This window comes from Streptosporangium sp. H13245 (genome assembly GCF_055690525.1).
Genome location: NZ_JBSZKT010000022.1, coordinates 1 through 23,878 on the forward strand (window position 1 = coordinate 1; position 23,878 = coordinate 23,878).

The window sequence follows — 23,878 nt, forward strand, 5'->3', positions numbered from 1 at the left end:
ATGAGCCTGCCGCGCGCCCGGCGCACGACACTCGCGGCCACTCGTTCCAGCAGGTAGGTGCCCCACGCGGCCGAGAGCGCGCTGAGGAAGAGTGGTTTTTCGCAGGTGGACGCGAAGGGATCTCGCAATGGTCCGGGCGAGGCCGCGTTTGTAGCGTCGACCGGTGCCCATATTCAAGATCACAAATGGCCCGTTCCCCAAGCGCCTCGCGAGCGGCCTCCCGGCGGCCCGCGCCCTCACGCTCGCGACGCCCCTCCTCGCGGCGATAACGACCTTCGCGGGAACACCCCCGCCGTCCACGACCTCACCACCTGCGGCGCAGGCGTCCGTGATCCAGACATCCGTGTCGCGGACATCCCCGATCCAGACGCCCGTGGCGCGAACGTCCGTGGTTCAGACGCCGGTGGTTCAGACGCCGGTGGCACAGACCTCCATGACGCGAACATCCGTGGCGCGAGCATCCGTGGTCCAGACGCCGGTGACGCAGACCTCTGCGGTGCGAGCATCCGTGGCGCGAGCGTCGTTCGCCTCGGCGGCCTTCACAAAGACGGATCTCACCGCCGGGGAGATCGGCCCCGCGTCCGTCGACCGTTTCGTGAACGCCTACCGGGAGGCGACCGGCCTGCCGGGGGTCGCGGTCGCCATCACCAAGGGGGACAAAGTCATCCACGTCGCGGGTTACGGCCGTACCGCCTCCGGTGACCCCGTCACGGCGGACACGCCCATGGCGATCGCGTCGCTCAGCAAGTCCTTCACCTCCCTGGCCGTCATGCAGCTGGTGGAGAAGGGGACGGTCAAGCTCGACGAGCCGGTGCGCGTCCGGCTCCCCGAGTTCGTGATGGCCGACCCGCGAGCGGCTCGCATCACCGTCCGCCAACTGCTGGACCAGACCTCGGGCATGGCCGACGAGACCTTTCCCGAGAGGAGCCTGCCCCAGCCCGGCACGCTCCGCGAGGCCGTCGCGCGGCTGAGGGGAGCGAGACTGGCCGCCGACCCCGGTACACGGTGGAGCTACCACAACACCAACTTCCAGGTCGCCGCGCGACTGGTCGAGGTGGCGAGCGGCATGCCCTTCGCCGCTTACCTCGAAAAGCACGTGTTCGGACCGCTCGGCATGCGGAACAGCACCACGATCGACACCGAGCGCGACCTCCCCGCGAGCGCGCGGGGTCATCTCCACCTGCTCGGCGCCGCGCTCGCCCTTTCCGAGCCCCCGGGCTTCGGCAACGGCTCCGGCGGAGTGATCAGCAGCGCGAGGGACATGGCCCAGTGGATGATCATGCAGAGCGGTGAGGGGGCCGGTCCCGGCGGCGTCCGCGTCGTCTCCGCCGCGAGCGTCGCGGAGATGCGCACCCCGTCCAGGATCGACGACTCCTACGCCCTGGGCTGGTCGATCGGCACGACCGCGAAGGGCTCCCCGGTCGTCGAACACGGCGGCGACCTGCTCACCGCGACGGCCCAGCAGACACTCCTGCCCAGGTCGGGGTACGGCATCGTGGTCATGGCCAACACCGGCACGGCGTACGCCGACAGCGACACCATCGCGGACGCGCTGGTCGCCATGGCCGAGGGAGAGGAGCCCGAGCCCCTCTCGACCTCCCCGACCCTGATCATCGATCTCGCCATGGCACTGGCCGCCGTCGTGACACTCCTCCTCGCGGGCCGTGGGCTGGCCCGTTCCCGCCGATGGGCGGCCCGGCACGCCGGTCGCCCGGCGTGGCGCGCGGCGGCGCGACTGCTGCCGTACGCGGCACCGGGGGTGCTGTGCCTGACGATCACCGATGTCTTCGGGGTACTGGCCAGAGGGAAGGACGTCACCTGGATGCAGGTGGCCTACCTCTACCTGTCCTTCATGATCTGGCTCGTGCTCGCCACCGTCGCCTGCGCGGCCCTGATCCTCGTACGGACCGTCCACCTGGCACGGACGCACCGGGTGTCCTCACCCGACACCGGGTGAGGACACCGTCCCTTGACGTGGGCGCGGCCGGGTCCCCGAAGCGGCCGGGCCCTTGGCACGGGCACGGGCGGGTCCCCGACGCGGACGCAGGTGGGTTCCCTGACGCGGGCAGGTCCCCGACGCAGGCGCGACAGACAGCAGAACCGGGCTCCGGGCTCCGGGCTCCGGGCTCCGGGCTCCGGGCTCCGGGCTCCGGGCTCCGGGCTCCGGGCTCCGGGCTCCGGGCTCCGGGCTCCGGGGAAAGGCGATCACAGCGCCGTTCAGCCGTCCAGATAGCGCAGGATGGCCAGGACGCGCCTGCTGTAGCCGGGGGTGCGGGACAGCCCGAACTTGTCGAAGATCGCGTTGACGTGCTTCTCCACCGTGCTCTGCGATACGTGCAGCCGCTCGGCGATCGCGGCGTTGACCAGGCCCTGGGCCAGCTGCTCCAGCACCTGGGTCTCCCGCCGGGTGAGCCTGCCCAGCGGGTCGGCGCGGGTGGTACGGGCGAGCAGCCGCCTGACCACCTCCGGGTCGAAGACCGCCCCGCCCGCGCGGATCCGCTCCAGGGCCTCCAGGAACTCGCCCACCTCGGTCACCCGGTCCTTGAGCAGGTATCCCAGCCCTTCGGGGGCTCCGGCGAGCAACTGGGCGGCGTAGGCCGTCTCGACGTACTGCGACAGCACGAGCACGCCGACGTCCGGCCAGCGCTCCCGGATCGTCAGCGAGGCCCGCAGCCCCTCACCGGCCTGGCCCGGCGGCATGCGCACGTCCACGATCGCCACGTCGGGGCGGTGCTCGTCCACGGCTCTGAGCAACCCTTCGGAGTCACCCGCCGTCGCCACCATCTCGTGGCCCGCCTCCTCCAGGAGACGGACCAGGCCCTCGCGGAACAGTACGGAATCATCGGCCAGGATCAGGCGCACGGCCGCTCCTCGCGTTCGGACCCGGTTCGGGGCAGTGTCGCCGTGACCCTGGTCGGGCCACCCGGGGGGCTGTCCACCTCGAAGGCGCCGTCCAGCGCCAGGACCCGCCGCTCCAGCCCGGACAGCCCGCCACCGGCGGGATCCGCCCCGCCCCGGCCGTCGTCGGTGATCTCCGCGGTCACCGTGTGCCCGTCCTCGCTCAGGACCACCAGGACGCCCCGGGCACCCGCGTGCTTCGCGGCGTTGGCGATGGCCTCACGGGCCACGAAGTAGACGGCCGTCTCGATCTCGGAGACCGGGCGTTCCGTGAGGCCGTAGCGGACGGTCACCGGCACGCCCGCCCGTTCCGCCACCCCGGCCAGGGCCGCGCGCAGGCCCAGCTCGTCCAGGTCGGCCGGGTAGACCCGCCAGGCCACACCGCGCAGCTCGTCGAGGAGGCGGCGCGACTCCGCGTACGCCTGGTCCACGAGGGCGGCGACCGCGGCCGGGTCGGTACCGTGCCGCGCCCGGCCCAGCAGCATCCCCAGGGCCACGCCCCTCTGCTGGACGCCGTCGTGCAGGTCGCGCTCGATGCGCCGCCGCTCGTCGTCGACGGCCCGCACGATGCCGCTGCGGGTGGTGGTCAGCTCCGCGATGCGGCGGCGCATCACCTCCCGCTCTCCCGGACCGGCGAAGTACGCGGCCAGCCGCCGCTCCGCGGCCACCGTCGCCGCCCCCCACAGCGCGGACATGCTCAGCAGGGCCAGCCCGTAGGCGGTACCCAGCGGCCCACTGTCGACCGTCAGGCGCACACCGGGATACCTCAGCGGGACAAGGTACGACGCGCCGGAGAGCAGTCCCCCGACGCCACCGGCCAGGAACAGCAGTCCGACGAAGAGCCCGGCGAAGGTCAGGTAGCTCGCGAACGTGCCGAACGTCGCCCGCAGCGCGAGGTAGCCGTACGCGTCCCCCACCGGCACCCCGCCGGTGTCGTGGTCGAACCACGTCGCCAGCCGGGCGCGTTCCAGCGCGACCAGCCGTGCCGTCCCCGCCGCCGCGAACCGCCGGGCGGTGCGACGGCCCGCGGGCCACGCCGCCAGGACCGCGAACAGCCCGCCCGCGACGCACAGGAAGCCGAACCCCGCGACGCCCGTCACGGCCCCCGCGGCCAGGCCGACGACGCGCCGGGCGGCCCGCACGACCGGTGCCCCGGCTTGCGCGGGCCGGGGCACCGGTCGCGGCATGGCGTTTGTCCTCGGCGTCGTCGACATCGGACAAATTCTATTGACCTTTCTTCACCCCTCGAAGAACCCCGGGAAACGGCATTGACCACCGAAATGCAGGTGAGCCCCTCCGGTTCGGAGGCCGCAGGAACCCCGGCCCGGGAAAACGGTGAGACGTGACACCGGCCCAGCCCCCCCAGGGCCCCAGGGCATGGAGGCATGTAGGTCCAAAACCCACCGCCCCCGGAGGCCGAAGCCCTCCAAGCCTTCGGAACCCCCAAACCCTCGGAACCACGGGAACCCCCGGGACCCTCGGAAAACCAAGGACCCCTCCGGACCCGGAGGCCAAGGCCCCGCGAAGTTTCCGGAACGCCGAAAACCTCCGAAACCCCGGAGCCCTCACATCTCCCGGACCCGAAGGTCAAAGCCTCAGGAGCCCCTTGAACCCCCGGGCCCGGACGCCATGCGGATGATCGTTGACGGGCCTAATACCTGCCCAAAACCTCTAAAAGGCCGCCCTGGAAGCGAATTTACGTTGACCAGCCACCGGGGATTGGTCATATTTGCGCAATGATTCGTCTACGTCCCCTCGCGGGAGCGATCCTCGCGTCCATTCTGCTGACCGGCTCCGTCGTCGCCCCCGCAACGGCCTCGACCAGGGAAACCGTCGCCGTCTCCTCGACCGAGGCCGCCGCGCGACCGGGTAACGGAAAGATCCTCTACGACCGCATCAGCGGCGGGCGGGGCAAGCTCAAGGTCAAGAACGGCACCAGCAGGGACTCCGTCGTCACGCTGGTCCGTGGCAGGTCCAAGGCGATCAGCATTTACATCCGCGCCCGGTCCACCGCCTCCATCACCGACGTCAGGGACGGCACCTACACCATCTTCTTCACCTCCGGCTCCGGCTTCAGCACCTCCAGGGGCCGGTTCACCCGCACTCCCTCCTACGAGCGCTTCACCACCCGGTTGAGGTTCACCACGACCTCGACCAGCTCGACCATCTGGACCCTGACCCTCAACCCCGTCAGGGGCGGCAACGCCCGGACGACCGGCGTCAACCCGAACGACTTCCCGGCCTGATCCGGTCCGATCCAACCCGATCCAGCCTGATCCGGCTCGTTTCAGCCTGATCCAGCGAGGTCAGGCAAGGTCAGATCCCCGCTCCCCCACCCCGTACGCCCATCGTCACGGCAACGCCCGCAGCGTCGCCGGAAGAGCCGCCGGACCGTCCTCCCCAGCGGGGAGGGCGGCCCGGCGGCCACTCGGCGGCGGAACGGGACGGTCGCGCCCCTCACGAGAGCCTCAACCGGCGGAGGCTCTCCGCTCCCAGCGAAGGACGCGACGGCGAGCCAGGCGCCACAGCACACCGTCGCGGGACGTACCTTGAACTGCACAGGTTGTTGTATCTGACCAGACCTGGGGAAGGTGTGAACGCCATGGAAGCCGCCACCGTGGAAGGCACCGTCGAAGTCGTCGAGGCCGAGGAAGAAGAGCTCGTCCTGACCGACGACGACGAGGCTCCCGCAGCCCTGGAAGCGAGTGTCGGAGCGAGCACCGACCCGGTCAAGGACTATCTCAAGCAGATCGGCAGGATCCCCCTCCTCAACGCCGAGCAGGAGGTCGAGCTCGCCCGGCGCATCGAGGCCGGGCTGTTCGCCACCGAGCGGCTCAACGACGGCGACCGGCTCCAGCCCGACGTTCGCGCGGAGCTCGAATGGCTCGCCGAGGACGGCCACCGGGCCAAGAACCACCTGCTGGAGGCCAACCTGCGCCTGGTGGTGTCGCTGGCCAAGCGCCACACCGGCCGGGGCATGCTGTTCCTGGACCTGATCCAGGAGGGCAACCTGGGGCTGATCCGCGCCGTGGAGAAGTTCGACTACACCAAGGGGTTCAAGTTCTCCACGTACGCCACCTGGTGGATCAAGCAGGCGATCACCCGGGCGCTCGCCGACCAGGCCCGCACCATCCGCATCCCCGTGCACATGGTCGAAGTGATCAACAAGCTGGCGCGCGTGCACCGGCAGATGACGACCGACCTGGGCCGCGAGCCCACCCCGGAGGAGCTGGCCGTGGAGCTGGAGATGACCCCGGAGCGGGTCGTCGAGGTCCAGGGGTACGGGCGGGAGCCGATCTCCCTGCACAGCCCGCTGGGCACCGAGGGCGACAGCGAGTTCGGCGACCTCATCGAGGACTCCGAGGCGATCACCCCCGAGGACGCGGTGGCCTCCGCGCTGCTGCAGGAGCAGCTGCACACGATCCTGGAGGCGCTGTCCGAGCGTGAGGCCGGGGTGGTGGCGATGCGGTTCGGGCTCGGCGACGGGCGGCCCAAGACCCTGGAGGAGATCGGACGCGCCTACGGGGTGACCCGCGAGCGCATCCGGCAGATCGAGTCCAAGACCATGACGAAGCTGCGCCACCCCTCGCGCTCGCGAGCCCTGCGCGACTATCTGACCTGATCGCCCTCCGGCCCCCGCCGAAGCGCCACACGGGGAGGACCCGCCCTGATCACTCCCCTGCCCCGCTGAAACACCGCACGGGGAAACCTCCGACGAACCCACCCTGACCGCTCCCCGACCTCACCGAGCACCACACGGGGAGAATCTCCGACGAACCCACCCTGATCGCTCCCAGGCCCCACCGAAGCACCGCACGGGAAAAACCTCTGACGAACCCACCCTGATCGGTCCCCGGCCTCCGTACGCACCCGCTGAAGCGCCGCGCGGGGAGAACGCCTGGCGAACCCGCCCTGATCATCCCCGTCGGCCCCGAGCCGACCCGTGTTCGGACCGTACGGCCGGTGACGCTAGCCAGCCGTACGGGCGATGAGGGCGGTGACCGTCTCCTCCAGGCCGGATGGCGGCCGGTCCAGCAGGCGCGCGAGGTCGGGGCCGGTCGCGGTGAGGGCACCGGCGCGCACCGCCGGGAACACGGCGCCCAGCCAACCGGCCTCCGCATCGGTGACCTCCCGATGCTCGACGGGCCTGCCCAGCACGCGGGTGAGGACCTCGGCGAGCTCCGGATAGGTCCAGAGCGGGCCGCGCAACTCGTAGGTCGCGTTCTCGTGCCCGGAGCCGGTCAGGGCGGCACTCGCCGCCAGCGCCAGGTCACGGAACCTCGCGGTGTTGAGCGGCTGCCCTTCGGAGGAGGAGGTGATCTCACCGCTCTGCCCCGCCTGGGCCAGCGCGGCGCCCAGGAACGCCTCGGAGTAGAGGGCGTTGCGCAACACGGTGTAGTCCGGCCCCGCCTCGCGGAGCGCCCTCTCCGTCACCGTGTGGTCGGCGACGGGGCCCCGGCCGTCCTCCGCGCCCGCGCCGCTGGTGTAGACGACGCGGCGCACCCCCGCCCGGACGGCGGCGTCGACGACGGTGCGGTGCTGCCGTACGCGGACCCCGGGCGTCATGTCCGACCCGGACACCAGGAGCAGCACGTCCACCCCGGCGAGCGCGGCGTCGACGGACGCGGCGTCGTCATGATCGCAGTGCCGCACCTCGACGCCACGGCCCGGCAGGTCCCCCGCCTTCTCCGGGGTACGGGCGAGCGCGACGAGATCACGGGGAGGAATCCTGGTGAGCAGGTCCTCGATGACGAGGCGTCCGAGATTGCCCGTGACACCGGTCACAGCGATCATGGTCAATGGTGTTCCCTTCTCTATCCGCGGCGGCCCGGTGGCCTTCCCGTGGGTCCCCCGCGAGCTTCCCGCCGTTCCGTACCGGATGCCGTCCCGGTCGGCGCGGGCGCCCCGTCGGCGACGGCGAAAAGACGCCCGGGGAGCGTACCGACGAAGGCCCACCGGCCGCCTCAGATTTAATTCCCACCACCGCGGACACCTCGGCCCCCTCGACACGAGGCCCGAGACACGACCCTGCGACCCTGCGACCAGGGGACCCCGCGAGCCTCGCGAAACATATACTTCCGGGCGCCAGCGCTTCGACGAGTATCACGCCAGACCTGCCAGGGGTTACATGCCGGTCCAGCTGAGATCCTGGTCGGCGTGCTCTCGCTGAAGATGAACGATGCGGCGGTCAAGACCCTTGGTGTCCTGACGGGACTCGGTGGGGTGGAGCCGCCCGGAGGCCTGGCGCCGGGCCTGCAAGAATGGGCGGCCCGCGGTATCACCCATCATGGAGAAGTGCTGACCTGGGCCGACTCCACCGGGGTTGAAAACGCACGGTTGTTCCTCGACGATCTCAACCGGTGGGAATGCCACGACAGTTCCCTCCACCTGGAGGACTTCGTCCCGGTGGATATCACGACCGTCGACGACGCTCCAGTGATCACCGAGGATGACCAGCGGATCCTGCTCCTGCATGCGGTCGCGTTCGCTCTGGAGTTCTCCAAGCTCGTCTACGCCCTCGAACCGCTCACTCCGGTGCGCTGCATCATCTCGGCGGGCGATACCAACGCAACATTCAGGTTCCATCAAATCCGCCCAGACCAAGGCTGGTACACGCACCTGGACCGCTTCCGCCAGGAGAAAATGATTGTCCTGGACGTCGAGCCCTTCCAAGGATGAGGCCCGCGAGATTCCTCGCTCTGGGTTAGTGCAGAGAAGCATCTTTGCCTCCGGTGGTCAGGAGGCGTTCTTCGAAGGACACGTCCACGCTTTCAGAGTGCTGGGCGGGGTGCCAAGCGGCAAGGTCCACTACGACAATCTCAAGGCCGCAGTCGCCCAAGTGCTGGGGTTTTCCCGAGCGCGGGTGGAGACCGAGCGGTGGACGGCGTTTCGCTCTCACTACGGGCTGGAGGCCTTCTACTGCCAGCCGGGCAAGGACGGCGCCCATGAGAAAGGCGGGGTGGAGGGCGACATCTGCTGGTTTCGCCGCAACCACCTCGTCCCCGTCCCCGAGGTCGATTCCCTGGCGGAGCTGAACGCGATGATCGAGCTTTGGGATGAACAAGATGAGGCTCGCCGAATCGGGAGCCGACCGCGGACGGTGGGCGAGCATTTCGCCATCGAGCGGCCGTTACTCAAGCCGGTGCCCGACGAGCCGTTCGAGACCGGCCTGCTGCTGTCGGCGCGGGTGGACCGCTACAGCCAGATCAGCGTGCGCACCAACCGCTACTCGGTACCGGCGCGGTTGATCGGCCGCAAGGTCCCGGTAATGCTGCACGCCTCTGAGCTGGTGGTCTACAACGGACAGGAGGAGGTTGCCCGGCACGAGCGGCTGATGGCCAAGGCCTCCTGCCGCCTGGAGCTGGATCATTACCTGGAGGTGCTGGTCCGCGAGCCCGGCGCGCTGCCCGGGGCGCCCGCGCTGGAGCAGGCGCGTGCGGCGGGCAAGTTCACCCCCGTGCACGACAGTTGGTGGGCGGCGGCCTGCAAAGCCCACGGCGACAAAGACAGCACCCGGGCGTTGATCGAAGTGCTGCTGCTGGGTCGGCACATGACGCACGAGCACCTCGTCGCCGGTCAGGCCTCAGCACTGCGCGTTGGCGCGCTGAGCGCTGATGCCGTCGCCCTGGAAGCCCGCAAAGCAGCAGAAGCTGACGAGCTTGCTTCTACCGAGTTCTGTGACCAGTCGCAGGAAAAGGCGTTGCCGGACGGCGCGACGGTGACGTTCTTGACCGAACGGCGGCTGACGCGGCTGCCGTCCGATACCCGGCCGCTGCTCTCGGTGGCGGTTTATGACCAGCTGCTGCGACGCACCCGCTCTGGCGCCGGGCGTCTCGAATACGAGGGAGAGATGCCGTGACCGTTCAACGTCACCGCGGGCTGACTGAGCAAGCTGCCACCGCCGCCGTCGATTCCGTCTGCCGGATGTTGCGCCTGCCCACCATCCGCGCCCAGTTTCCCGAACTCGCCGATGCCACTGCCCGCGAGCAGATGTCCTATCTCGGGTTCCTGGCAGAACTGCTGATGGCCGAGTGCGACGACCGTGCCCGCCGTCGCTCCGAGCGCCGGATCAAAGCCGCCGCTTTTCCCGAGACAAGTCATTGCGAGCCTTCGGCTTCGACGCCAACCCTAATATCGACCCGGCCGTGATCCACACCCTGGCCACCTGCGAGTGGGTGAAGAAAGCCAGCCGCTGTGCTTGATCGGCGACTCGGGCACCGGCAAGTCCCACCTGCTGATCGCGCTGGGCGCGGAGGCCGCGATGAAGGGGTTCCGGGTCCGCTATGTCCTGGCCACCAAGCTGGTCAACGAGTTGGTCGAAGCCGCCGATGACAAGCAGCTGACCAAGACCATTGCCCGCTACGGCCGTGTCGATCTCCTTTGCATTGACAAGCTGGGCTACATGGAACTTGACCGGCGCGGCGCTGAGCTGCTGTTTCAGGTTCTGACCGAGCGAGAGGAGAAAAACAGCGTCGCCATCGCCTCCAATGACAGCTTCGGCGGTTGGACCAAGACCTTCACCGACCCCCGCCTCTGCGCGGCCATCGTCGACCGGCTCACCTTCGGCGGCAACATCATCGAGACCGGCACCGGCTCCTATCGGCTGGCCCAGACCCGCGCCCGCGCTGAGCAACACGTCGCGGGCCGACGACCAGCACGGGGCATTCCCGGCCAGGCCGTGTCTGGGGCGATCATACGAGTCGTCGACAAGCCCTAGTATGAGGTGGCTCCAGACCCCACGAGGAGGTTGATCATGTCGTTCCCACCGCCCGGCATGGTTCTCGGCGACGCCTCGGCGCGCACTTCCTCGCGGGAGGCCGCCACAGGCTGATCTGCCGCGACGAAGTGCTCTTCATGACCATCACTGGTTCAATCATGAGGAGCCTGAGTGCTCGAGATCTGCTGGACCGAAGACGGCGAAACCCGGTCCGCCCGCTGGCGTTCCGAGAACGGCTCGCCGCCACCTGCCCGCGTGGTGATCGCCGATGACCACTTCACCGCCGACGCCGCCTACCGCCTGACCTGTGAGGGCACCGCGCTGTTGTGGCGCGGCGATTTCTATAACGCCCGTCAGCTCCTGCGCGCCATGGCACGGCGCGCCGAACGCCGTCCGCGCGGCCCCGCCCTGTCGCCGGCCCAGGCCTTCCATCGGCACCGTCAGGCACGCTCCCAGCGCGCCCGCACGCTGGGCAGGCTGCTGGTGCCGCTCGACCACGACTACACCGTTCCCCTCCGACGCGCCCCGGACATGCGACAGGCCTGCGCGGAGGTCTACGGTCCCGCAGCGGGACCGTCGGTGACCTCGCTACGCGAACTGCTGGGCATCGCCGGGGCATACGAATGGCGCGACAAAGGCATCGACGTGCCCGCACTGGGCGGTCGCATCCATCCGCACTACGGCGTCTTCTCGCCGATCCGCGGTGAGTATGTCGACCTGGTGGCCCGGGCGCCGCTGGTCTCGCGCTCCAGGGCGTTCGACATCGGCACCGGAACCGGCGTGCTCGCCGCGGTCCTCGCTCGCAGGGGCGTCGAGCGCCTCGTGGCCACCGATCAGGACCCGCGCGCCCTGGCCTGCGCCCGTGACAACCTCCAACGGCTGGAACTGGTCGGCAGGGTCGACGTCATACACGCAGATCTCTTCCCACCCGGCCGCGCGCCACTCATCGTCTGCAACCCGCCGTGGATCCCGGCCAAGCCCGCCTCACCCCTCGACCACGCGGTCTACGACCCCGGCGGCCGCATGCTTGGCGGCTTCCTTAACGGTCTGGCCGAACATTTGGAACCGGACGGAGAGGGTTGGCTGATTCTGTCGGACCTGGCCGAACATCTCGCGCTGCGGACCCGCGCCGAGCTTCTGTTCGCCTTCGCAACCGCAGGCCTGCGGGTCGTGGACCGGCTGCAGGTGCGACCGAGACACCCGCGTGCCCTCGATGAGACTGACCCTCTCCACGCGGCCCGCGCCGCTGAGGTCACATCCCTATGGCGGCTCGGCCAGGCCTGAGTCGCCGAATCTGTCACCGCAAAAACGGGTCAAGGTGGAGCATCTGCAGGTGAAGGCTGCCAGCCGAACCACCTTGGCCCGTGATGAAGGACGACCGTCATCACGACGTCGAGGGAGGCATCCGCGCCGTCGAGTGCTGTTGAAACTCAGCAATATTTTTTGGCTCACAGACCCGCTATCGCTGTCCGAACTCACTGATAAGTGCTGTCACCTGTCATCAACAGAGCCACCCTTGCACCGCACCGCCACGAGCAACCCCAGATCTGGCACGAAGCGCCGGGCCGGTAGGTGACGGCGCGCCCCCAGCGCACCGCACCGCCCACGGGGTAACTCCCAGGACAAACAACAGCCACCCGGGCCTGCCCGCCCAGAACGCCGTCGCGGCGTACTTGGCGGCTCAGGTGCCCCTGACACATCCTGCGGACCGCCATCACCGGCGGCAGCGGAGAAGCTCAAGCATGGCGAGCCATCACCACGCGCTTCGACAGGCTCGCCAGCCGCTATCTCGCGGGCGGTACCCCGGCATCCCGCCATATTCTGGCTTCGCCACTCCACATTGTCAGACAATCCCTAGTGAGGGACGTGCGGGCCGCGCTCGAAGAAGCTTTCCAGCACCATGATGGTCCGCGTTCCGGCCACGCCCTCGATCTCGAAGATCCTGCGCAGTACGTCCTGCAGTTCTCGCGTGCTCGCCGTGCGTACCTTGGCCAGCAGTGACGCCGGGCCCGCGACGACGTGTGCCTCCTCGATCTCGGGAATCGCCAGCAGCGCCCCGCCCGTCGCGCCCATCCACACCTTCCCCTCCACGAGGACGAACGACAACACTCCCCTGCCCGCGGCGACGGGATCGACCTCGATGGTCGTCCGCCGGATCAGCCCGCTTTCGCGCAGTTTGCGCACCCGTTCGTGCGCGGCGCCACTCGACAACCCCACCGCGGCGCCGAGCGCGGCGTAGGACTGACCGGCGTCGGCCTGGAGGAGACCGATCAACATCTTGTCTATATTGTCCATAGCCGTATCATATTCTGTGATCAAGGAGGTTTACATGATGGAATCCATTCCAGCGGAGTTCGAGGTGCTCGACGAGCGATTCGTCGGCGTCGGGGGCGACGAGTGGATCGAGCGGATCTATCACGGTTGCCGATGGGCCGAAGGCCCCACCTACGTCCCGGCGGGCCGCTACCTGCTGTGGAGCGACATCCCCAACGACAGGATGCTCCGATGGGATGAGATGACCGGGAACGTGGGCCCCTTCCGCGTCCCCGCGGGCTACAGCAACGGTCACACCCTCGACCGGCAGGGCCGGCTGATCTCCTGCGAGCAGGGCAACCGGCGGGTGACCCGCACCGAGCACGACGGCTCCATCACCGTCGTCGCCGACAGCTGGCAGGGCAAGCGTCTCAACAGCCCCAACGACGTGGTGGTCAGGTCGGACGACTCGATCTGGTTCACCGACCCCAGCTACGGCATCAACAGCGACTACGAGGGGTACCGCGCCGAGAGCGAGATCGGCGGTGACCAGGTCTACCGTGTCGATCCCGGCACCGGGAAGGTCACGGTGGTGGCCGACGACTTCGTCCGCCCCAACGGCCTCGCCTTCTCGCCCGACGAGTCCCTGCTCTACATCGCCGACACCTACCGCAAGCACCTGCGGGTCTTCGACGTGCGCGGCGACGCGCTGGAGAACGGCAGGGTGCTCGCGGAGTGCTCGGCGGGCAGCTTCGACGGGATCAGGCTCGACACCACCGGCCGGATCTGGGCGGCGACGCAGGAGGGAGTGCACTGCTTCGACCCGGACGGTACGTTGATCGGCAAGCTCAGGCTTCCCGAGAAGACCTCCAACCTGGTCTTCGGCGGTCTCAAGCGCAACTGGCTGTTCATGACGGCCACCAGCTCGGTCTACGCGATCATGACCAACGTCCGCGGAGTGTGATCCCTCCTCGCCCACCGCGCGCGGCCGTACGAGCGCGTCCCGGGTCCGAGCCCGCTCACGTCGCCGGGGTGCCGGAAGACGCGGCTCTCACCGAGGGATGCGGATGGAGCGCGAGGTCGAGACGCTCCGCGCCCACCTGCCCGTACGCCGGGACCGGCCGGACCGGTTCCGGCGTACGGTCGTGCCGGACGAGGATCAGCCGCCCCGCCGGTCCACCAGACCGGCCAGCCGCTCCAGGCTGTCGTCGAGCGCCCGGTCGGCGGCGTCCCCCGGCGGGGCGTGCTCCTCGTTGAAGAAGGACAGGTGGATCGTCACCTCGCTCTCGGCGTCGCCGATGCCCGCCACCTGGAGCCATCCGGCGTAGCTGCCGTCGTCGCGGGTGCCCCACTCCATTCGGAGCTGGTCGCGCTCGGCGCGCAGCAGCGCGCGGGCGTCCTGCCCGGTGGCGTCCTCGCGCACCGTCACCGCGGGCGGCTCCCCCGGCTGTACGTGCAGGTCGTGCGGGAGCCACTCGTCAAGGCTGTCCAGGTCGCTCGCCCGATCGAACGCCACCTCCGGCGGCGCGGCGATCGTACGGGAACGCTGGTATTCGCTCATCTCGATCCCTCCGGTGTGGAGACTCCGGCTTCGGCCCCGGGAAGGTTGCCCGCCGGTCGTGGACGTTGATCGACGACCTACCCCACCCCACGGGGTCCATCCACAAAACCCCAGGTCAAACCAGATCCGAAGCGCCCAGGCCCCCGTACCCCTCGAAAGGGAACGACGCGAAGCCGAGGCTCTTACCGGGCACTCGTGGCGTCCGCGGGAGAAACGGCGCGGGGCCGAGACGCCCGAGAAAGGAGCGGCGCGAAGCCGGGTCCCTCACCAGACGTCCCCGGCACCCTTGGGACGAAACCGGATATCTTCGGCACTCTCTGGACGAAACCAAGCGTCCCCGGCCCCCGGTGTGGAACCGAACGGCGCCGGGTGTCGTTGTGCGGGGAGGGGTACCGAGATCGCGGGAGGAGCGTCGAGCGCGATGAGGCGCGTCCCACCCGCCGACCTCATAAGCTCCGTGAATCCATCGAAACGGAATGAAGCCATGCACGTCCCCCAGGACCCCCGGCCCTCGGCGGGGCCCCTCCAACCTCCCGGCCCGCCCGATGCCTTCGGCGTACCCATGGAGCACGTCCCGCCTCCGCCGAGGCACAACCCCTGGCTGGTGCCCGCACCGCCCGGCAGCCGCTACGACCGGCTGGCGCGTACCCGCCTGCACTCCTGGTGGCGGCCGGTGCTGGGCACGGTCGCGGGTATCGCGGGCCTCATGCTGGCCGGACTCGCCGTCATCATGGGCGGCGTGACGCTCGGCGTGGTCGTGGGCGCCAAGACGGGCGGATCCGACGGGCAGATCTTCACCGATCCGGTGCTCGACCTGGGGATCAACCTGCTGTCGATCGCGGCCGTCCTGCCGGTCGTGTACGGCGTGGCGGCGTGGATCCAGCGGCGCCCGCCCGGCACCCTCTCCTCGGTCACGGGCCGTCTGCGGTGGCGATGGATGGCGCGGTGCGCGGCGGTGGCGCTCGGCGCCGTGGTGCTGGGCCAGGCCGCGGTCGCCGTCACCTACGTCGCCACCGGGGAGGACCTCGGCGACCTGTTCGGCTGGGTCGGCTGGGAACGCTTCCTGCCCGCCCTGGTCGTCACCCTGCTCCTGGTGCCCTTCCAGGCCGCCGCCGAGGAGTACGTCTTCCGGGGGTGGCTGATCCAGGCGTTCGGCGCCTTCCTCTCCAATCCCTGGCCGGGCATCCTGCTGAGCACCGCCGGTTTCACGGCGGTGCACGCCTATATCGACTGGGGCATTCTTGACGTTTTCGCCTTCGGGTTGCTGATGGGCTGGCTGGCGGTGCGGACCGGCGGCCTGGAGGCCGCCATCGCCCTGCACGTGGTCAACAACGTGCTGGCGTTCGGGGTCAGCGGCGCCGACGGGAGCCTCTCGGACGCGCTGAAGCAGGGGTCGGTGCCGTGGCAGACCCTGGCGGGGACGGTGGTGCAGCTCGGCCTCTACGCCGTCGTGGTGCCGGTCATGGCCAGGAGGCGGAGGATCGAGACAGTCTCCCGCTGACGTTCTCCCCGGATCGTCCTCCGCGCCCGAGGGCGTGCGGGAGAACCTCCCCGGCGTCTCACAGCAGCCGCCTTTGCACGACATCGGCGATGACCGTGGTCACGACCCTGTCGACGGCTCCGGCCTCCGGCGGGACGCCCGTCCGTCCGGCGAACAGCAGGTGCCCGCCCCCGACCAGTGAGAGCGCGAGCGAGTCGACGTCAGCGTCGACCGCGATGCGGCCCAGCTCGCACTCGTCGGTGAGGTAGGAGGCGATCATGGCCGCGGCCTCCGACAGGACCGGGACGCCGTGGGCAGGCCCGGTTCGGCGTAGCCGGGCGCGCAGCTCGTCCCGGAAGATGACGAGACCGACGATCGCCACGGCGACCGCGTCGAACAGGCCCACCAGCGCGCCGGTGAGGTTGCCCGCCACGGTGCCGGTCCCGGCGGAGCCGCGCAGGGCGGTGGCCTGGTCACCGATCCGGGCGATGCGCTCCCGTACGAGCTCGGCGAGGAAGTCGTCGAAGTCGGCGAAGTGCCGGTGCAGGACACCCTTGGCGACGTCCGCCTCGGTGGTGACCGCGCGGCTGGTCAGCGCGTTCGGCCCGTCCCGGAGCAGGACGCGCTCGGCGGCGTCGAACAGCTGCCGTCGCGCGTCGCGGATGTGCACCCCGGTCGGCACAGCGTGTCCCTCCGTCCCTCGGCGGCCCCCACCCGATTATTGACGAGTGGGCATCCGCCCATTACAGTGGGCGCATGCCCACTATATCGCGAGAGCAATCACACCCCTCCGGGAACGAGCCGCACAGGGCCAGGGGGGTGGCGGAGTCGTTCGGGGTGGACGCCGAACGCTACGACCAGACCCGGCCCCGCTACCCCGACGCCCTGGTGGAGCGGATCGTCGCCGCCGCCCCCGGGCGCGACGTCCTCGACGTCGGCTGCGGCACCGGCATCGCGGCCCGGCAGTTCCAGGCGGCCGGCTGCCGGGTGCTCGGGGTCGAGCCCGACGCGCGGATGGCCGGGTTCGCCCGGCACAGCGGGGTCGAGGTCGAGGTGGCGACGTTCGAATCCTGGGAAAGCGCGGGCCGGACGTTCGACGCGGTCGTCGCGGGCCAGGCCTGGCACTGGGTGGACCCGGTCGCCGGCGCGGCCAAGGCGGCGCGGGTGCTGCGCCCCGGCGGCCGGCTGGTGGCGTTCTCGCACGTGTTCGACCTCCCGCCCGTCGTCGCGGAGGCCTTCGCCACGGTCTACCGGCGGGTGGCGCCCGACTCTCCGCTCAACCTCCAGCCGCCGGGCGGCGACCGGACGCCGAGGCAGGCCGAGACCCTCTACCGGGCGATGTTCTCCGGGTTCGCCGACGGGATCCGGGAGGCGGGCGGGTTCGGCGACCCTGAGCAGTGGCGATTCGACGGCGAGTGGTCCTACACCCGCGACGAGTGGCTGGACCTGGCGCCCACCACCGGCGCCCTCACACAGCTTCCGCCGGACAAGCTGGCCGAGGTGCTGGAGGGCGTCGGAGCCGCCATCGACGCGATCGGCGGCGGCTTCACCGTGCCGCACACCACCCTGGCGGTCACCGCCGTACGACCATGACCTGACACCACGCAGGTCCACGGGTCCGTACGACCATGATCCGACACCACGCGGATCCACAGGTCCGTACGACACCGCCACACGATCATGACCTGACGCCACGCGGATCCGTACGACGCCCGCACGACCATGGCCCGACAGGTCCGTGTGGCGATGACTCGACGCCGTGCGAGCCCGCACGGCCATGGCCCGGCACCGCGCGGGTTCGTCGAGAGGCGCGGCGGGGGCGGGACGCGGGCCGGACCCGGCTCAGCCGCAGGTGCCCCAGGACTTCCAGCGAGCCGTGGCGACGGCGGCGGCGTCGCGCCCGTCGTCCCAGATCGTGCCGGAGTACTTGACGCACCGGCCCCTGCCGTAGACCTTCACCGGGCCCAGGTAGTGCTTGACCTGGCGGCCCTCGTTCTTGCCGCCCGCGCGTGAGCGCGTCTGCGTCGTGATCGCGGCCGAGACGAAGGTGGCGACGCCGACGTTCGAGGTCTTGATCGTGGTGGCGCAGTTGTAGCCGGTCCTGCGGTTGTACAGCAGGTAGACGTGACCGAACACCTTCCCCGAGGGGGTCTTCACGGCCTGCTTGCTGTGGGCGACCCGGGCGAAGCCGGAGCCGCACACCCGCTCCGGAGTGAGGGCGGCGGCCGCGTGCGCGGGACTGGCGACGATCCCCCCGGTCGACAGTGCCGCGGCGAGGAGGATCGTCTTCGTGAACCCGCGCATTCGGTCATCCCTTTCCAGCCGTCTCCCGCCTTCCGGGGGACCAACGGTTGATCATTCTGCCGAAGGATTCGACAGCAAATGACCGAAATGGTCAAAGCCGGAGGAGGGATCCGTTGTGCCCGGACGATGTCACCGGGCCGTCGGTCAGGACCGCCGGATCGCGGCGACGGCGAACTCCAGCGTCACCTTCTCGCCGATCAGCACCCCGGTCGCGGCGTTCCAGTTCACTCCCCGTCCCTGCGGCCGACCGTGACAGTGCCCTCGAAGCCGCACCGCAGATTGCCCAGCGGATCGTTCTCCGCGCCGGGCAGCCACAGAAAGGAGCCCAGCGGTCACGGCCCCGGCGACCGTCACCAGGCGTCACCAGCCCTCATCAGGCGCAGCTCGCGGCGTGCCCGGTGACGGCTGCGGCGACGCTCTTCGCGGCGAAAACGGGCCCCTCCCGGCCCGCGTGGCCGTACCCGAACAGGTAGTAGGCGTGGGCCGTGACGCTCCTCGGACACGTTCGATTCGCCCATGAGGTCCTGGTCAGACGTAGAGCTGACCAGGATTCTTCTTTTGCTGGGATGATAGGTCAGCCGAACGCCGAGCCCGGCGTACAGCCGGGCCTTCCTGACCGGCTCAGCCTTTCCCAGAAGCCGTACCGCGTCACCCATGGTGTTCATCACCTTCGCAAGATCGTCTCGGGTGAGCTGCCGCCTGCGGTTCGGTTCACGGCGTAGCTGTGCTTCGGCTCGGATCTTCTTGGCCTGTTCCTCTCGGATCCAGCCGGCGACCACGGCAGGGCCCGCGCCCGCCTCCAGCGCGGCGCGATGCTGGGCGAGCTTTCGATCGCATCCAGCCAGTTGACGCCGCGCCACGGCGAGGCTCTCATGCTCCGACGGCTCGATCCGCTGGGCTTCGACCAGAAGGCCGAGCGTCTCATCGACTCGATGAGGAACGAACAACCTCCCCAGCCAGCGATCAAGCTTCGGAACGATCGCGTCCTCTCGGATGTAGACGTTGCGAGGGTGCATGACCCGATTCGCCAAGGCGTACTCCTCGGGAAAGCGGCACCGGTAGTACGGCGCCTCGTTGGACCAGTTGCCCTGCATCCGTCGATCACATACCCCGCAGAAGAGCAGCCCTCGGAGGATGTACGTGTGGCTCGCGGCCTTGAGGCCGCGGCCGGTCTGCCGCCCCCCGCGCCCGGCGAGCAACTCCTGGACGACCTCGAAGTCCTCTGCGGTCACGATCGGCGGTTGCGCGATCTCGTCGGACCACACCCACTCCTCGCGCCTGTTCCAGCGGAGCTTGGTGGCGTGGCCGAGGCCGACGTCGTCGACGTCGATGAGGACCTCGTCCTTTCTCTGCCGGTTCCAGACCTGGCGGCCGGTTTAGCGAGGATTGATGATGATGGCCCGTATTGCGCTCTTGGACCATGCGATCCCGGATCTGTGACGGTTGCGGCCCGGGTCATGGGCCGAAGGGCAGGGAACGCCGTCGACGCTCAGACGTTCGGCGATGGCGTAGAGACCACGGCCTTCCAGGAACTCATCGAAGATCCGGGCCACGACGGCAGCGGCGAACTCGTCGAGTTCCAATCGGTGCTGTCGCTTGCCTTCGGCCGCCTTGGCGGGATTGGGATGGGGGCTGGCATCAGCCAAGCGATAGCCGTACGGCGGCCTGCCCCCGAGGAAGCGGCCTTCCACCTGGGCTTGGGCCTTCATGGCGCTGCGCACGCGGATCTTGATGCGGTTGCGTTCGCCCTTGCTCATCCCGGCGAACACGCTCATGACCAGGTCATGGGCCTCGTTGTTCGGGTCGATGGGGCCGCCCACCTCGGGCACCCAGAGCGGAACCCTGAAGTGCTCGAAGACGGGGAAGGTCAGGCCGTACTGGTTGCCGTAGAAGGCTCGTTGCGGCTCGCCGATCATCACCGCGTCGAAGCCGCGGTCGGGGTTGCGTAGTTCGGCGAGCAGCGCCGCCGCGTGCGGGCGGCGCTGCCAGGGGATCGAGCGGGACTTGTCGACGTCGAAGAACTCGGTGACGATCACGCCCCCGCGCGACTCGATGAGCGCGCGGGAGCGGGTGATCTGCCAGCCTCGCGAGGACTGGGGATCCTGCTTGTCCTCGGTGGAGACCCGGCCGTAGAAGGCGAAGCGGATGGTGTTCATGGGTCCTATGCGACGTTGGGGCGGTTGACGAGCATGGTTTGGTGAGCCTCCAGCAGGATGGCGAGCAGTTCCGTGGCGGCGCTGGGCGTCAGGCGGGGCGGTCCACTTGGTAAGACGATGTGCGGAGTCCGCTGTTTACGAGTGGTGGATGTGGTCATGATGAGAGGCGCTCCTATGCGTTCGTTGCTGGCGGGTAGGGGTACGGCCCCGGTGACGTGCTTGGCGGTACTGGAGTCGGGGCCGCTTTGCCGCCGTACCTTGGCGTAGATCCGCACGTTGCGGCTGGCACCTCGGCAGGGCGGCGGGTCGGATGTTTCCGTGACGTCGAAAGCGCAGGCTGCCTGCGGTGCTTTCTCAAGCAGGACAGTGCTTTGCGTCTTGGTCATGACGCAGGTCTCTTAGCCACGAGTGGGTGGCACGCCGGGCAGCGCGCCATAGTGTTGTCGCGAATTTCTATCTGCCGGGTGCGCTCGTCACAGTGACCGCACCAGTCTGGGGTGATCCTCAGCGACGGACTGGGCTCGACGCCCTCGATCGCAGGGCTCAGGACAGGCGCCGCTCAGGAGGGAAAGATCCGGGCTGACCTGGCGCCGCGGCGGCCATCGAGAACCGGTGGTTTGCTTTCTACGGCGAATAACATGCCGTCGGCTACCGGCCCGTTTCCCGTCTGCGGGAGGCGGGCCGTAGCTGTCGGGTTGTCCACCGCCGCTTGGACGCTGGGGTGCCGCTGGCCGACGTCTAAGAGCTCCTCGATCACGCCTCCCCGGTCACCACCCAGCGCCACAACCGGGGACGGCGCAAACTCGACTCCCACGCCGCCAGCACACCGTGACCCGGTTCACCGCGATGTGGTCACTGGGTTCGTCTCTGGCCCGGTTCCTGTACTGACCCTCACCGAGCAGAAGCATGGCTTAGAAAGTCGAGGACGACATGAGCGCCCGCTACAGCGCCGCCCAGGTCTACGACATGGCCACCCATATCCGTACCTGCCGCGTCTGCGGAGACGGCGGGCAGGACCCCGAAATCACCAAAAGCTTGACCGAGGACTTCTCGCCCGAGGACATGGCCGACTTCATCAGCACCGGCCACCACCCGGCCTGGCTGGCTCTGATGACCCATGCGATCTGAAGCGATGACGCAGGGCGATGACGAGCGCTACGCCGACGCGGCACTCCTGGCCCTGTGGGATGGCCTGAGCCGCAACACAACCATGCGCAACGGGGTGCTGGCGGAGATGGACCCGGCCGCCCGCGAGGACATCTAGCATCAGGTCGCCGAAGCTCGCGGACGCATTGCCAAGCGCACCCGGCAGGGATAGTCCCGCCACCGGCGAACAAGGGCTTGAAAGCCGGGGGAGGGCCAGACGGGCGGCAAGGTCGCCATTGTTGACCAGCAGGGCAGGTTCTCCTCATCAGGATCGTCGATGGCCTGCTGCTGTGGCCCGTCGAAGCGCCCGGCCAGCACCAGTTCGCCGTGGTGACCTACTGCCCCGACCAGCCGTACGAGCCGCGCCCAACCCTCAATCGGGTCGTGCACAGCCCAGATGAGCGACCGGTCTCCGGGCCGGAGCGGGGCCGGATCCGGGAGATCGTGGCGCTGTGCGGCGCCACGATCTCCAGGGCGGTGAGTCTTGGTGCTGACTCAGTACACCGTTCCGTTGGCGCGCTGGCCAGGCGACCGCGTCAGCGAGCTGATCGTGTTGTGCTTGACCCACGTGCCGGTCGCCGAGCCGTCAGGGCTCCGGTTGATCGAGACGCCATCAGAGCTCGCCTGGCTTGAGGTGTAGGTCATCGACTGGACCGTCGCACCGGCCGCATTCCGGAGGGTCACCTGGTCACCGCTGTTGGCCAGGTTGAGGTCACCGGTGCTCGCCGCCACGGCCACGATGCCTCCGGGGATGCTGGAGGCTCCCCCGAACACGGTGATCGCCTTGCCTGGCTGCAGCGTCGTGCCGGCCGCGAAGGTGTGTCGTAGGGCCGTGCCGTCTCGGACCGTCCAGCCCGCGATGGAGATTGCGGTGCCACCGATGTTCACGATCTCGACGGCCTCGCCGGCGGTGCCGCTCCCCGGCTCGTTGGCGAGGACCTCGTTGATGATGACGTTGGCCGGAGTGCCGCCGCCCGCGGTGACCGTGACGTTCTGGGTCGTCGTGTGCGTGGCGCCGTCGTTGTCGGTCACGGTAAGGCTCACCGGGTAGGTGCCCGCCGCGGCGTAGGTGACCGAGGGGTTCGTCGCTGTCGAGGTCTGGCCGTCGCCGAAGGTCCAGCTGCGGCCCGCGATCGTGCCGTCAGCGTCGGTGCTGGCGTCGGTGAAGGTGCACGTGAGGTTGGTGCAGGAGCGCGTGAACGCGGCCGTGGGCGGCTGGTTGGTGCCGCCTCCGCCGCCGAGGGTGAAGTTGTACCGGGCCAGCACCGGGTAGTGATCGCTGGTCGTGGTCGCGTAGTTCGGAACGTAGGCCTGGGGCTGGAACGCGGTCGCCGAGCCCGCGACGTACTTCGCGTTGACCTCGTTGGTGTTGAGCTGGTGGTCGATGAAGTCCGGGTAGCCTGTGGTCGAGGCGACTCCGGCCAAGGACAGCGCCCGCGTCGGGAAGCCGTAACGCGCCGTGTTGTTCACGAAGTTGGCGTACGGCGACGCGTTCCCGGTCGTGATGGACGTGTCGACGTCGTCGTTCCAGTCGCCGATCACGAAGACGTCCTGCGTCGGGTACGTCGAGTCGAGGTAGGACTTGAGGGCCTGGGACGCGGGGTTGCGCAGGTTCCAATCGCCCTGGGTGGAGCCGGCCTTCGCGTGCAAGACGATGAAGACGAGGTCACGGGTCGCGCCGTCGAAGGTGCCGCGCAGCGTGAACTCGACCGGCGGGCGACCGGCGAAGTTGCTGTTCTGGCTCGTCAGGATGACCTTCGCGCTCACCAGGCTGGCCATGCTGCTGCGCCAGACGAGCGCGACCTTCTGCTCGGCGTTGCTGAAGTCGGAGTAGTACTGCGGCCCGTTCGTCACGACCGGGTTGTTGGCCAGGACACCGGTGAAGCCGGGCATACCAGAGACAAGGGTGGTGAACGCGGACGTGCTGACGACCTCGGACAGGCCCCAGACATCCATGTCGGCACCGGCCATGACGTCGCGAACGTTGGCCTGCTGCAGCGCCTCGTTGGTCGGGCCGGAGCCCGTGTCGCCGAACCACTCGACATTCCAGTTGCCAACGTCGAGCTGAGTGGCGGACCCTTGCGACGGCACGGTGGCGGCGTGCGCCGCCGGGGCGAAGCTGATCGGCAACGCCACGAAGACGACGATCGCCCCCATGAACGCGCGGAGACTGGTCTTGATCAACAGGCAACCCTTCGAGTAGGCGTGCTGGACGGGGTCCCGCCTTCCTCCCGGAGAGCAGGCCCGGATCGAGTGTCCGTCCCCGGTCCATAGGCGCCCGAGAACGACTGCCGAATTCGAAGAGACACTTGTGCGAACTGCGCGAGCGCCGACCCTGGAGACTGGCGCCCGGGCGAGGATCG

24 protein-coding genes and 2 pseudogenes are annotated in these 23,878 nt (G+C 69.2%); 14 read left to right on the forward strand and 12 right to left on the reverse strand.

The genetic code is table 11. The features are described from left to right. Positions 1-105: 105 nt before the first annotated feature. A pseudogene (locus tag ACW9TB_RS25715) lies at positions 106-423 on the forward strand (hypothetical protein); the annotation flags it as partial. Between the two features lie 73 nt (positions 424-496). Further along, positions 497-1,957 (forward strand): serine hydrolase domain-containing protein, encoded by a 1,461-nt coding sequence (locus ACW9TB_RS25720; RefSeq protein WP_472750622.1) that lies wholly within the window; start codon positions 497-499, stop codon positions 1,955-1,957. 260 nt (positions 1,958-2,217) lie between these two features. On the opposite strand, the gene ACW9TB_RS25725 is transcribed toward ACW9TB_RS25720, so the two are convergent. Continuing rightward, entirely contained in the window at positions 2,218-2,862 is a 645-nt protein-coding gene (locus ACW9TB_RS25725) for a response regulator transcription factor (protein ID WP_472750623.1), read from the reverse strand. After that, positions 2,853-4,112 (reverse strand): sensor histidine kinase, encoded by a 1,260-nt coding sequence (locus ACW9TB_RS25730; RefSeq protein WP_472750624.1) that lies wholly within the window; start codon positions 4,110-4,112, stop codon positions 2,853-2,855. Before ACW9TB_RS25730 ends, ACW9TB_RS25725 begins: the two co-directional genes overlap by 10 nt. A 522-nt stretch (positions 4,113-4,634) precedes the next feature. On the opposite strand from ACW9TB_RS25730, the gene ACW9TB_RS25735 reads away from it, so the two are divergent. Together ACW9TB_RS25735 and ACW9TB_RS25740 are read left to right on the forward strand one after the other, a co-directional pair. Continuing rightward, positions 4,635-5,144 carry a hypothetical protein gene (locus ACW9TB_RS25735; protein ID WP_472750625.1) on the forward strand — a complete coding sequence of 170 codons (510 nt, stop codon included), beginning with the start codon at positions 4,635-4,637 and terminating at the stop codon, positions 5,142-5,144. Between the two features lie 413 nt (positions 5,145-5,557). Further along, positions 5,558-6,520: pseudogene (locus ACW9TB_RS25740) on the forward strand (RNA polymerase sigma factor); the annotation flags it as partial. Between the two features lie 347 nt (positions 6,521-6,867). Here the strand turns inward: ACW9TB_RS25740 and ACW9TB_RS25745 are convergent. Continuing rightward, positions 6,868-7,683: an NAD(P)H-binding protein gene (locus ACW9TB_RS25745; RefSeq protein ID WP_472750626.1), complete on the reverse strand. Its 816-nt coding sequence runs from the start codon at positions 7,681-7,683 to the stop codon at positions 6,868-6,870. A gap of 372 nt (positions 7,684-8,055) precedes the next feature. Here ACW9TB_RS25745 and ACW9TB_RS25750 point away from each other — a divergent pair, with 372 nt between their 5' ends. The 5 genes from ACW9TB_RS25750 (at position 8,056) to ACW9TB_RS25770 (ending at position 11,899) form a co-directional block, all read left to right on the forward strand. Next, a complete protein-coding gene (locus ACW9TB_RS25750) occupies positions 8,056-8,577 on the forward strand; it encodes a hypothetical protein (protein WP_472750627.1) in 522 nt (173 codons plus the stop codon). Continuing rightward, positions 8,546-9,757 (forward strand): Mu transposase domain-containing protein, encoded by a 1,212-nt coding sequence (locus ACW9TB_RS25755; RefSeq protein WP_472750628.1) that lies wholly within the window; start codon positions 8,546-8,548, stop codon positions 9,755-9,757. The genes ACW9TB_RS25750 and ACW9TB_RS25755 overlap by 32 nt, the downstream gene beginning before the upstream one ends. Further along, positions 9,754-10,047 carry an ATP-binding protein gene (locus tag ACW9TB_RS25760; RefSeq protein WP_472750629.1) on the forward strand — a complete coding sequence of 98 codons (294 nt, stop codon included), beginning with the start codon at positions 9,754-9,756 and terminating at the stop codon, positions 10,045-10,047. The genes ACW9TB_RS25755 and ACW9TB_RS25760 overlap by 4 nt, the downstream gene beginning before the upstream one ends. A 22-nt stretch (positions 10,048-10,069) precedes the next feature. Then, entirely contained in the window at positions 10,070-10,615 is a 546-nt protein-coding gene (locus ACW9TB_RS25765) for an ATP-binding protein (RefSeq protein WP_472750630.1), read from the forward strand. A gap of 171 nt (positions 10,616-10,786) precedes the next feature. Next, positions 10,787-11,899, forward strand: a complete 1,113-nt coding sequence (locus ACW9TB_RS25770; protein ID WP_472750631.1) for a methyltransferase — start codon at positions 10,787-10,789, stop codon at positions 11,897-11,899. 570 nt (positions 11,900-12,469) lie between these two features. Here the strand turns inward: ACW9TB_RS25770 and ACW9TB_RS25775 are convergent. Beyond that, positions 12,470-12,910, reverse strand: coding sequence for an Lrp/AsnC family transcriptional regulator (locus ACW9TB_RS25775; protein WP_472750632.1), 441 nt, complete (start codon positions 12,908-12,910; stop codon positions 12,470-12,472). 37 nt (positions 12,911-12,947) lie between these two features. Between ACW9TB_RS25775 and ACW9TB_RS25780 the strand changes: the two genes are divergently transcribed. Continuing rightward, a complete protein-coding gene (locus ACW9TB_RS25780; protein ID WP_472750633.1) occupies positions 12,948-13,832 on the forward strand; it encodes an SMP-30/gluconolactonase/LRE family protein in 885 nt (294 codons plus the stop codon). A gap of 195 nt (positions 13,833-14,027) precedes the next feature. On the opposite strand, the gene ACW9TB_RS25785 is transcribed toward ACW9TB_RS25780, so the two are convergent. Next, entirely contained in the window at positions 14,028-14,429 is a 402-nt protein-coding gene (locus tag ACW9TB_RS25785) for an SRPBCC family protein (RefSeq protein WP_472750634.1), read from the reverse strand. A 484-nt stretch (positions 14,430-14,913) separates the two neighbouring features. Between ACW9TB_RS25785 and ACW9TB_RS25790 the strand changes: the two genes are divergently transcribed. Continuing rightward, the gene (locus ACW9TB_RS25790; RefSeq protein ID WP_472750635.1) at positions 14,914-15,930 is read left to right on the forward strand and encodes a lysostaphin resistance A-like protein; all 1,017 of its coding nucleotides are present in this window, start codon (positions 14,914-14,916) and stop codon (positions 15,928-15,930) included. A gap of 58 nt (positions 15,931-15,988) precedes the next feature. Here ACW9TB_RS25790 and ACW9TB_RS25795 read toward each other — a convergent pair whose 3' ends face one another. Next, positions 15,989-16,591: a TetR/AcrR family transcriptional regulator gene (locus ACW9TB_RS25795; RefSeq protein WP_472750636.1), complete on the reverse strand. Its 603-nt coding sequence runs from the start codon at positions 16,589-16,591 to the stop codon at positions 15,989-15,991. A 74-nt stretch (positions 16,592-16,665) separates the two neighbouring features. Here ACW9TB_RS25795 and ACW9TB_RS25800 point away from each other — a divergent pair, with 74 nt between their 5' ends. Continuing rightward, positions 16,666-17,502: a class I SAM-dependent methyltransferase gene (locus tag ACW9TB_RS25800; protein WP_472750637.1), complete on the forward strand. Its 837-nt coding sequence runs from the start codon at positions 16,666-16,668 to the stop codon at positions 17,500-17,502. Between the two features lie 249 nt (positions 17,503-17,751). Here ACW9TB_RS25800 and ACW9TB_RS25805 read toward each other — a convergent pair whose 3' ends face one another. From ACW9TB_RS25805 to ACW9TB_RS25825, 5 genes are all read right to left on the reverse strand, one after another. Further along, a complete protein-coding gene (locus tag ACW9TB_RS25805) occupies positions 17,752-18,213 on the reverse strand; it encodes a hypothetical protein (protein ID WP_472750638.1) in 462 nt (153 codons plus the stop codon). Positions 18,214-18,357: 144 nt separating this feature from the next. Then, positions 18,358-18,486 (reverse strand): hypothetical protein, encoded by a 129-nt coding sequence (locus ACW9TB_RS25810; protein ID WP_472750639.1) that lies wholly within the window; start codon positions 18,484-18,486, stop codon positions 18,358-18,360. Between the two features lie 77 nt (positions 18,487-18,563). Beyond that, positions 18,564-19,478 carry a recombinase zinc ribbon domain-containing protein gene (locus ACW9TB_RS25815; protein WP_472750640.1) on the reverse strand — a complete coding sequence of 305 codons (915 nt, stop codon included), beginning with the start codon at positions 19,476-19,478 and terminating at the stop codon, positions 18,564-18,566. Positions 19,479-19,589: 111 nt separating this feature from the next. Then, positions 19,590-20,369, reverse strand: coding sequence for a recombinase family protein (locus tag ACW9TB_RS25820; protein ID WP_472750641.1), 780 nt, complete (start codon positions 20,367-20,369; stop codon positions 19,590-19,592). 5 nt (positions 20,370-20,374) lie between these two features. Continuing rightward, complete coding sequence (locus ACW9TB_RS25825) at positions 20,375-20,755, reverse strand: hypothetical protein (RefSeq protein ID WP_472750642.1); 381 nt, start codon at positions 20,753-20,755, stop codon at positions 20,375-20,377. Between the two features lie 544 nt (positions 20,756-21,299). Here ACW9TB_RS25825 and ACW9TB_RS25830 point away from each other — a divergent pair. Continuing rightward, a complete protein-coding gene (locus ACW9TB_RS25830; RefSeq protein ID WP_472750643.1) occupies positions 21,300-21,497 on the forward strand; it encodes a hypothetical protein in 198 nt (65 codons plus the stop codon). Between the two features lie 4 nt (positions 21,498-21,501). Beyond that, positions 21,502-21,633: a hypothetical protein gene (locus tag ACW9TB_RS25835; RefSeq protein WP_472750644.1), complete on the forward strand. Its 132-nt coding sequence runs from the start codon at positions 21,502-21,504 to the stop codon at positions 21,631-21,633. 377 nt (positions 21,634-22,010) lie between these two features. Here the strand turns inward: ACW9TB_RS25835 and ACW9TB_RS25840 are convergent, their stop codons facing one another. Beyond that, positions 22,011-23,699: a lamin tail domain-containing protein gene (locus tag ACW9TB_RS25840; RefSeq protein ID WP_472750645.1), complete on the reverse strand. Its 1,689-nt coding sequence runs from the start codon at positions 23,697-23,699 to the stop codon at positions 22,011-22,013. Positions 23,700-23,878: the final 179 nt, after the last annotated feature.

Excerpts from the sequence above, each read along its gene's own strand:
- ACW9TB_RS25730 (WP_472750624.1), bottom strand. The coding sequence starts at position 4,112 with ATGTCGACGACGCCGAGGACAAACGCCATGCCGCGACCGGTGCCCCGG.
- ACW9TB_RS25825 (WP_472750642.1), bottom strand. The coding sequence starts at position 20,755 with ATGACCAAGACGCAAAGCACTGTCCTGCTTGAGAAAGCACCGCAGGCA.
- ACW9TB_RS25830 (WP_472750643.1), top strand. The coding sequence starts at position 21,300 with ATGAGCGCCCGCTACAGCGCCGCCCAGGTCTACGACATGGCCACCCAT.
- ACW9TB_RS25835 (WP_472750644.1), top strand. The coding sequence starts at position 21,502 with ATGACGCAGGGCGATGACGAGCGCTACGCCGACGCGGCACTCCTGGCC.
- ACW9TB_RS25775 (WP_472750632.1), bottom strand. The coding sequence starts at position 12,910 with ATGGACAATATAGACAAGATGTTGATCGGTCTCCTCCAGGCCGACGCC.
- ACW9TB_RS25800 (WP_472750637.1), top strand. The coding sequence starts at position 16,666 with ATGCCCACTATATCGCGAGAGCAATCACACCCCTCCGGGAACGAGCCG.
- ACW9TB_RS25785 (WP_472750634.1), bottom strand. The coding sequence starts at position 14,429 with ATGAGCGAATACCAGCGTTCCCGTACGATCGCCGCGCCGCCGGAGGTG.
- ACW9TB_RS25805 (WP_472750638.1), bottom strand. The coding sequence starts at position 18,213 with ATGCGCGGGTTCACGAAGACGATCCTCCTCGCCGCGGCACTGTCGACC.
- ACW9TB_RS25820 (WP_472750641.1), bottom strand. The coding sequence starts at position 20,369 with ATGAACACCATCCGCTTCGCCTTCTACGGCCGGGTCTCCACCGAGGAC.
- ACW9TB_RS25735 (WP_472750625.1), top strand. The coding sequence starts at position 4,635 with ATGATTCGTCTACGTCCCCTCGCGGGAGCGATCCTCGCGTCCATTCTG.
- ACW9TB_RS25780 (WP_472750633.1), top strand. The coding sequence starts at position 12,948 with ATGGAATCCATTCCAGCGGAGTTCGAGGTGCTCGACGAGCGATTCGTC.
- ACW9TB_RS25790 (WP_472750635.1), top strand. The coding sequence starts at position 14,914 with ATGCACGTCCCCCAGGACCCCCGGCCCTCGGCGGGGCCCCTCCAACCT.